Below are 8,585 nucleotides of genomic sequence, written 5' to 3'. Positions count from 1 at the left end.
TGTACAAGGTAGTATGAGTTAAAAAGTTGTACAAATAATTTTTTGTATAACTTTTTATCACTGTTCATACGCTGCTCAGCTAAAAAGGGATCAAAAAAAGGCTTGGTAAAAACCAAGCCTTTTCAATCTATTAATTCTTACGCGTTACGCAGAGCGGCGATGCGTTTGTCCAGTGGTGGGTGACTCATCAGCAATTCGGTCATGGTACGCTTACCGTTGATACCAAAGGCCATCATAGAACCTTCCAACTGAGACTCCTGACTCATCTTCAGACGCTCTAATGCTGCAATCATCTTGTGCTTGCCGACCAATCGAGCGGCCCCGGCATCGGCATGAAACTCACGGTGACGGCTGTACCACATCGTGATAAAGCTTGCCAGGAAGCCAAACACCAGCTCCAACACAATCGATACACCGAAGTACACCATCATATTACTGCCCTGACCTTCCTCATCATCATTAGATGCCACCAGGTTGGCAATAAAGCGAGACAAGAAAATCACGAAGGTGTTCACCACACCTTGCATCAACGTCATCGTCACCATATCACCGTTGGAGATATGGCTGACCTCGTGTGCCAATACCGCTTCTGCTTCATCTCGGGTCATGCTATGCAGCAATCCGGTTGACACCGCCACCAGCGAATCATCACGTTTTGCACCAGTAGCAAACGCATTGATATCAGGAGAGTCGTAAATCGCCACAGTCGGCATACCAATGCCAGCCTGTTGAGCCTGACGACTTACTGTCTCCATCAACCAATGTTCGGTTTCGTTACGCGGGCTCTCAATCACCATTCCGCCAACAGAACGAAGCGCCATACTCTTTGACATCATCAAAGAGATGAAGGAACCGCCGAAACCAAATACGGCCGCCATAACCAGTAGACCAGACAAGCTGCCCGGTTGCATGCCCGTTACCGCGTAAACAATATTCAAAACAACACTCAGGACCAGAATCACGGCCAAGTTCGTTGCCAGGAATAATAAAACTCGCTTCATTTACTCTCTCCAAACAGGAAGCTTACTTCTTATTGCCTGAGCCTGTGCTCAGACTGCTTTGTCTTATAGATATAGTCTAAGATTTGAAAAACAAGGTTAAGCGTTAAATTGCAACATTTGATGTCTGAAATATAAATATGATGTTTTGCAATGAAACTGGAGCCTCCTGTAAAAACAACCACCTACCAGAAAAGCCAGGTCAGACCTCTACCAAGTTAGACTTTAGTCTTATTGAGCCAACCAGCGAAACACCCTACATTCGGATGCAGAGGAACAACTCCGGTGAATTAGGGATATTCAAATGGCTGAGGCTAACAACTATCAAATGGCGATTGACCTGCTCTGTTGTCACTTAGGCATCTCAGAAGAAGAAGCCAAGCAACAACTCGGACTAAGCGAAGAAACCATCTTTAAAAAAGTGTCCGATACGCAGCAGGCATTAATGGGTATTGCAACCGAGAAGTAAGTTGCATCCCGACAGACAGGTAAACAAAGGGCTGCCGAATGGCAGCCCTTTTCATGATGTTCACTGTCATCACCCGACTAAAGGTGCGACGTCAATATACTTGGCTAAATCTGTGCGCTTGGCACTGGGGATGTAAGGAATTTCACCCAGCTTTGGCGCATCAATTTGCTGTTCCAGCATTGCAATAATATCCGCATAGTGCTCCGTGCCCGGATTAACCCGATTTGCAATCCAGCCAACCACATTCAGACCGTCCGCTTTAATGCTCTCGACCGTCAACATCGCATGGCTCAAACAACCCAGCTTGATCCCGACCACCAACACTACCGGCAATTGTTCCTGCTGCACCCAGCTGGACAAAAATTCGTTGTCAGATAGTGGAACACGCCACCCTCCGGCACCTTCAACCAGCACAACATCGGCACGCTGTTTGTGCAGCGCCAGTTTGTTCGATAATAGCTGTTTATCTATTACGATCTGCTCGTGTCGGGCGGCAATGTGCGGCGAGGCGGGTAACTCAAGCGCATAAGGGTTTACGTCATCGTAATCTGATTCCATATTCGCCGCTTTAAGCAAATGCAAGGCATCGGAATTACGCATTCCTTGCTGAGTTTTTTCACTCCCCGCAGCAACGGGTTTGTAGCCAATTGTGTTTAAATCTTTTGCTCCCAGCGCCTGAAGAATCGCTTTGGAGGCGACCGTCTTTCCAACATCGGTATCCGTACCGGCAACAAAAAATGCATTAATCATGCGAAATAACCCCTAAACAAACCTGATAACTTGCAGGTAGAAGCCCATTATGATTTTCGAAAGCCCGGTACGCGTGCTCCACCTGAAGCAGCGCTTTCCGGTTGGTCAGCCCGTGCGAGCGACCGTTGACATGGTTTGCACCTATACCTTTAAGATCACGCATCAGATCAAATGCGCGCTGGTACCATACGGTAACCGTGGGCAAGTCTAGATGATGGCGGTGGCAACCAGCTTGCGCTAACGCAATGTTTAACTGATTGACGCTGATAAACTCATTGACGTGTTGATATGCATCAATTTTCGACCAAGCGGTCTTAAGCTCATGCAAAGAACCATCCAAGAGCGTAGAAAAGTAGGCTTGTCCTTGCGGTTTCAATACCCGACGGATCTCGGCTAACGGTACAGCAAGATCGTCACACCATTGCAGCGCCAAACTGGAGAACACATAATCGACACTCGATGCGCCAAACGGCATCCGCTCAGCATCCACCTGAACGTAACGCATGCGTTCACGGCCGCATCGCTGGCGACTGACTCTCAGCATGTCCGGAGATAAATCGGCGCAAATCACCCTGGCACCGCGTTTGAAAAGCTCGTGTGAGAAATATCCGGTGCCACAACCCAGATCCAGCACTACCTTACCCTGTAGATCCGCTGGCATTTGGTCCAGTAATCGCTGACCGACATCACGTTGAAACGCCGCATGTTGATCATACGTCTGCGCCGCTTTGCCAAACGCGTCCGCTATGGCTTGTTTATCGTGTTGTCTTGACGCTGAACTGGAAAGCGCTAACATCCGATCTCTCCCTGTTCGATGAAACGTCGTACCGCTGTGGCCATCTGCTCAACCTGCGCCGCGCTGTGACCAGCGGTCAGTGTGATCCTCAACCTGGCCGAGCCACTAGCGACCGTTGGTGGACGTATCGCCGTCATCCAGAAACCCCGCTGGCGTAAATGGTTGGCGACCTGCACTGTGGGTTGCGCCTCACCAATCACAAAAGGTTTGATCGGTGTTTGTGTTTTGACGTATCCCGGCACGTTACTCAGAACGCGATCGTAAACTTCACTGAGTTCCCTGAGCTTATCACGGCGCCATTGTTGCTGACGGATCATGCGAGTCGCCTGAGTCAATGCATGTGCCTGGGCAGGTGGCATCGCCGTCGAGTAGACATGATGCCGGGCGAACTGGGTCAGATACTCGCCGGTCTCAGCGTCACACAGAATCGCCGCCCCCGACAAGCCAAACGCTTTACCAAAAGTCACCACCAACAGCTCTGGTGTGACCTGAAAGTAACTGGATGTGCCTCGCCCCTCGCTCCCCAACACACCAATACCGTGTGCATCATCGACAGCCAACCAGGCTCGTTGCGCAGTGAGTTTAGCGATCGCACCAAGTGGGGCGAGATCGCCATCCATACTGAACACACCTTCGGTCACCACTAAGCTGTTGCTCTCTTCTGCCAACAAAGCCTCCAGATGCGAGACATCATTGTGGCGAAAGCGCCGCATCGTTGCAGGACCATGCATTCCCGCTTCCATCAATGAGGCATGGTTAAGTTTGTCCTGCAGCAGCCGATCGCCTTTTTCCAGCAAAGCGAACAACATCGCCTGATTAGCACTGAAACCTGAGTTGAACAATACCGCCCGTTCGTATCCCAGCCATTCGCACAACGTTGACTCCAAGCGCTGGTGCTCCGTATGAAACCCCGTCACCAGCGGTGAGGCTCCACTCCCGTTACCGAACCTGTCTATCCCGTCTTGCCAGGCTCGCTTCAACGCTTCATCATTGGCAAGACCGAGGTAATCGTTACTGGAAAAATTGATATAGTTGCGCCCCTCAGCAGACAAAGCGGTCCGATTGCCGTGCGACACTGGTGCCAGAGACCGATTGAGCCCCTGGCGGCGGCGACTTTCAAGCGCAGAGGCAATACGTGCCTTAAACGCTGGCATCATAGAATAGATCGTCTTTTGCCGGACGAGTCGCTACCCGCTTAACGACGCGGTCAAGCAGCTCATTCTCTTCAACTTCATCGGGCTTTTGCGACACCTGCTGGCTGTTGATTCCCAACTTCGCAAACAACTGCATGTCTTTATCTTCGGACGGGTTCGGGGTGGTCAGCAGCTTGCATCCGTAAAACACCGAGTTGGCACCGGCCATGAAACACAGGGCTTGCATCTGTTCATTCATGTTTTCTCGTCCGGCCGACAGTCGAACCGCCGATTTGGGCATCATAATACGCGCGATCGCGATTAGACGAATGAAGTCAAATGGGTCTACATCTTCAGCCGTTTCAAGCGGGGTGCCTTTTACTTTGACCAACATGTTAATCGGCACACTTTCCGGATGGGTTGGCAGATTGGCCAACTCGACCAGCAAGCCCGCACGGTCATTAGCGCTTTCCCCCATGCCGATAATACCACCAGAGCAGATTTTCATGCCGGCGTCACGCACGTGTGACAAGGTATCCAGACGATCCTGATAGGTTCGGGTGGTAATGATATTGCCGTAGTATTCCGGCGATGTATCCAAATTGTGGTTGTAGTAGTCCAGCCCCGCATCGGCAAGTTGCGTGGCCTGCTCCGGGGTTAACATGCCCAGCGTCATACAGGTTTCCAACCCCATGGATTTCACACCACGGATCATGTCTTCAAGCAGGGGCATATCGCGTGCTTTCGGGTTTTTCCAAGCCGCTCCCATACAAAACCGCGTCGAACCAGCGTTTTTGGCTTTTTGCGCCGCATCCAATACTCGCTCCACTTCCATCAAACGTTCTTTTTCAACATCCGTGGTGTAGCGCGCGCTTTGGGGGCAGTATTTGCAGTCCTCCGGACAGGCGCCGGTCTTAATCGACAGCAGTGTGCTGACCTGAACATGATTCGCGTGCTGAAATTGGCGATGAATGGTTTGAGCTTCAAACAGCAGATCCATAAATGGCTTTTCCATCAAGGCTCTGACTTCTGCCACACTCCAGTTATGACGAACTTCCACGTGTAATCCTTTTGATTTTTTATACGTTAATAGTTTGGCTAGTCTATCTGCACGCGATAAACTGTCAACAAAACAAAATCAAGCAAGTTTACAGTCGATCAAATAACAACCAACTGCGAGACGGAAATTTTCAATGGATCTTTCATTCGATCGCCAGCACATCTGGCATCCTTACACCTCTACTCTCACTCCTCTGACCTGCTTTCCAGTAATAGGCGCAGAAGGTGTTTATTTGGAACTGGAGGACGGCACGCGATTGATCGACGGTATGTCCTCCTGGTGGTCAACGATCCACGGTTACAACCATCCGTTGCTGAACCAGGCAGCGCATAATCAAATCGACAAAATGGCGCACGTCATGTTCGGCGGCATCACACACCAGCCGGCCATTGAATTGTGTCAAGCACTGCTTCGTCTGACACCCGAGAATCTTCAGCAAGTATTTTTGGCTGACTCAGGTTCAGTCGCCGTTGAAGTCAGCCTGAAAATGGCATTGCAATATTGGCACGCAAAAGGCGAACAGCGTCCGAAGTTTCTGACATTACACCACGGTTATCATGGCGACACGTTCGCTGCCATGTCGGTCACAGATCCCGACAATTCGATGCACTCTCTCTATAAAGGCTTTTTGCCTGAACACATCTTCGCCGACTCGCCAAGCAGCGGTTTTTACGATACCTGGAATGCGGATGATTTGAAGGATTTCGAGCATCAGCTCTCTCTTCACCACTCAGACATTGCCGCCGTGATCTTAGAGCCCATCGTTCAGGGAGCCGGTGGCATGCGGATTTACCATCCCGAGTTTCTGAAGGGTGTACGCCGACTGTGCGATCAGTTTGGGGTATTGTTGATTTTGGATGAGATCGCCACCGGATTTGGTCGCACGGGCAAACTCTTTGCCTGTGAACACGCTGCAGTCCAGCCAGACATCATGTGCGTAGGGAAAGCCTTGACCGGTGGCTACATGACATTGTCCGCCACCCTGACCAGCAAGCATGTCGCGGATACCGTGTGCAGCGGAGAAGCGGGTTGCTTTATGCATGGCCCAACGTTTATGGGGAATCCGCTAGCGTGTGCAGTTGCCCACGCCAGCCTCACCTTGATTGAGACCGGACAATGGCAAGCACAAACTGAGATGATTGAAGCGCAGTTTGCAAGCTTGTTGCCTGCGTTAAAGAGTTACCCACAAGTGAGCGATGTCCGTTGGCTTGGTGCTATTGGCGTGGTTGAAACGCTTCAACCAGTTAATATGGAAGTCATACAACAAAAATTTGTGCAACACGGTGTGTGGATCCGTCCCTTTGGTCGGCTTATCTATATGATGCCACCGTTTATTGCGACGGCTGAACACATTCAGACTCTGATTAAGGCTGTAGAAGAAACACTGTCTGACTCTGCTTGTTTCCAGTAACCCCTGATCTAAAATGAAAAAGGTTGAGCTTTGCTCAACCTTTTTCATTTATTTATTCACGATTATTCTTGGTCAATCATCCAGCGGCGGAACGTTTTTCGCTCTTCTGCTGATGCTTTGGAGTACCAATATTGAAGTTGTGAGACATTTTCAGAGCCTGCCGTTTGCGGCACCGCCACTTTCTCAACCGATGCTGGGGCTGCTGCAGGGGCAGAAACCGTGGCCGCAACAGGCGCCGCAGCGTGAACCTGGTTACTGACGACCATATAAGACACAGCCACCGCTGCCGGGCCGCCTTTGCGGTTGTATTCTTCAGCTTCTTCAGAGTAATTGCGGCCTATCTGAACCCCTTCACTCTTAAGAATATCGGAAGCCACTTCAACCTGCTGGCCTTGTGGGTTATTTAACGACCAGTCCAGATCATGAACCGATTTTTCCGCCTCGCGATAATTGCGGTATTCCGGCAGTTTGAACGTCAGTTCGGTATTGGACTGATCAAATTTAGCAATAATGATTTCACCGTACGCACGACGCAGATTTTCATCCACTTCAAACGCTGGCTGATACTGAAAAACAATTTGGTTTTCACCGTCCGGCAAGGCGATAGACTTCTCACTGGAGAAGAGCTTGCCATCCAGTTTAGGTTTTTGCATGTTTACGGAAAGTACATCGACATGCTCAGGAACAATGAGTTTTACTTCTGCCAACGAAGCAACGCTGAATAGTAGAGCCGGAGTGGCCAGGAGATACTTGAGGTACTGCATACGATGTCCTTTCTTATATATTTACTGATATACCATTAAAAAAGCCCAGCTTACGCTGGGCTTTAGATTGTATATTAACTGAGATTACCAGTATACACGAGCACCGATAGCAAAGTTGTTTTCGCTATCAACTGTTGTTGCTTCAACAGTTGCATCTGAACCTTTGTTGCTGTAGCCCAGAGTCGTGCCGTCAGCGTAACCGTATTCAGCGTATACGCGAGCCCAGCTAGCGAACTTGTATTCAACACCAGCGTAGATCAGAGTACCGTCTTCATCGCTTGCGAAATCTGGATCTTGCTCTGTGTACTCGTAACCGCCGTAGACAGTTGTCTTGTCAGCTACTTTGTAAGTACCTGCCAGAGAGTAACCATTTTCTTTGATTTCGTGGTTGTTGTCTTCGTTTTCAAGTTTCGCATGGTAGTAAGTGAAACCGATCAGAGCGTCACCGATAGTGTATTCTGCAGTGGCTTCGTAGTACGTGTTAGACACTTCATCTGAGCTTCCATCCCAAGCGTTGTCAGTGTTTTTACCACCACCAACGTGTAGAGCTAGGTCACCGAAAGAAGCACCAGCAAACAGCTCAGCCAGCTCTTGGTTTGTGTCGTCTTCGTCAAGGCCATAACCCGCTTTAACCCACCAGTTGTCTTTCTCTAGAGAGTATTTGATTTGAGAATCGTGAAGAGCGTCACTCAGAGTGATGTAACGTAGAGCTGTGCCACCGAAGAAGTAAGAGTAATCTGCGCCGTAAACGTCATCAGAAGTTGTCCACTGCTTACCTAGTTTGATTGTACCGTAGTCAGTCGCGATACCGAAAATGTGGTTACGAACGTACATATCGCTGTTGTCTTTCAGGCCGAATTCTACTTTACCCAGAATGTCGAAGCCGTCAGTTACGGTATAAGTTGCATCAACGCCTGCACGTGAAGAACCAGAACCCAGAGTCGCATCTTTGTCATCTAGGAATTTAAGTTCAGTACGTAGTTGACCGTAAAAGTCTACAGAACCGTCTTCAGTTTTTAGGATTTCTGCTGCGTTTACAGACGTAGCTGCCGTAGCTACTGCTAAAGCTAATAGCGTCTTTTTCATAATGATCCACTGCCTTTTCTTAGATGGGACATCCTTATCCGAGTCCCTTTGTTTTGATGAGCTCGTTTTCACTCTTTGATGGTGAAATTCGAACCCTGATTTAATTCGAGAGCTAGAT

At 49.4% G+C, this 8,585-nt stretch carries 9 protein-coding genes; 2 read left to right on the top strand and 7 right to left on the bottom strand.

Going from position 1 to position 8,585, the window contains the following annotated elements; genetic code table 11:
* Positions 1 to 137: 137 nt before the first annotated feature.
* Positions 138 to 1,001 carry a protease HtpX gene (gene htpX / locus CAG65_RS21435; protein WP_021704108.1) on the bottom strand — a complete coding sequence of 288 codons (864 nt, stop codon included), beginning with the start codon at positions 999 to 1,001 and terminating at the stop codon, positions 138 to 140.
* Between the two features lie 301 nt (positions 1,002 to 1,302).
* Between htpX and CAG65_RS22110 the strand changes: the two genes are divergently transcribed.
* Positions 1,303 to 1,467, top strand: a complete 165-nt coding sequence (locus CAG65_RS22110) for a hypothetical protein (protein WP_021704109.1) — start codon at positions 1,303 to 1,305, stop codon at positions 1,465 to 1,467.
* Between the two features lie 69 nt (positions 1,468 to 1,536).
* On the opposite strand, the gene bioD is transcribed toward CAG65_RS22110, so the two are convergent.
* Genes bioD through bioB form a run of 4 tightly spaced genes read right to left on the bottom strand, consistent with a single transcriptional unit; the run spans position 1,537 to position 5,206 of the window.
* Entirely contained in the window at positions 1,537 to 2,217 is a 681-nt protein-coding gene (gene bioD, locus CAG65_RS21430) for a dethiobiotin synthase (protein WP_021704110.1), read from the bottom strand.
* On the bottom strand, positions 2,210 to 3,013 hold the full coding sequence (bioC, locus tag CAG65_RS21425; protein ID WP_161454917.1) for a malonyl-ACP O-methyltransferase BioC: 804 nt from the start codon (positions 3,011 to 3,013) through the stop codon (positions 2,210 to 2,212). Before bioC ends, bioD begins: the two co-directional genes overlap by 8 nt.
* The gene (bioF, locus tag CAG65_RS21420; protein WP_161454918.1) at positions 3,007 to 4,167 is read right to left on the bottom strand and encodes an 8-amino-7-oxononanoate synthase; all 1,161 of its coding nucleotides are present in this window, start codon (positions 4,165 to 4,167) and stop codon (positions 3,007 to 3,009) included. Before bioF ends, bioC begins: the two co-directional genes overlap by 7 nt.
* Positions 4,154 to 5,206, bottom strand: coding sequence for a biotin synthase BioB (gene bioB / locus CAG65_RS21415; protein ID WP_161454916.1), 1,053 nt, complete (start codon positions 5,204 to 5,206; stop codon positions 4,154 to 4,156). The genes bioF and bioB overlap by 14 nt, the downstream gene beginning before the upstream one ends.
* Positions 5,207 to 5,339: 133 nt before the next feature.
* On the opposite strand from bioB, the gene bioA reads away from it, so the two are divergent.
* Positions 5,340 to 6,617: an adenosylmethionine--8-amino-7-oxononanoate transaminase gene (bioA, locus tag CAG65_RS21410; protein ID WP_161454915.1), complete on the top strand. Its 1,278-nt coding sequence runs from the start codon at positions 5,340 to 5,342 to the stop codon at positions 6,615 to 6,617.
* 62 nt (positions 6,618 to 6,679) lie between these two features.
* Here bioA and CAG65_RS21405 read toward each other — a convergent pair whose 3' ends face one another.
* Positions 6,680 to 7,381 carry a DUF2057 family protein gene (locus CAG65_RS21405; RefSeq protein WP_021704115.1) on the bottom strand — a complete coding sequence of 234 codons (702 nt, stop codon included), beginning with the start codon at positions 7,379 to 7,381 and terminating at the stop codon, positions 6,680 to 6,682.
* Between the two features lie 84 nt (positions 7,382 to 7,465).
* Positions 7,466 to 8,467, bottom strand: a complete 1,002-nt coding sequence (locus CAG65_RS21400; RefSeq protein WP_161448657.1) for a porin — start codon at positions 8,465 to 8,467, stop codon at positions 7,466 to 7,468.
* Positions 8,468 to 8,585 lie beyond the last annotated feature (118 nt).

The sequence above is a fragment of the Vibrio sp. V39_P1S14PM300 genome (assembly GCF_009904765.1).
GTDB lineage: Bacteria > Pseudomonadota > Gammaproteobacteria > Enterobacterales > Vibrionaceae > Vibrio > Vibrio proteolyticus.
Note: the sequence above shows the minus strand (reverse complement) of the source record. Positions and strands in the feature narration are given on the sequence as shown.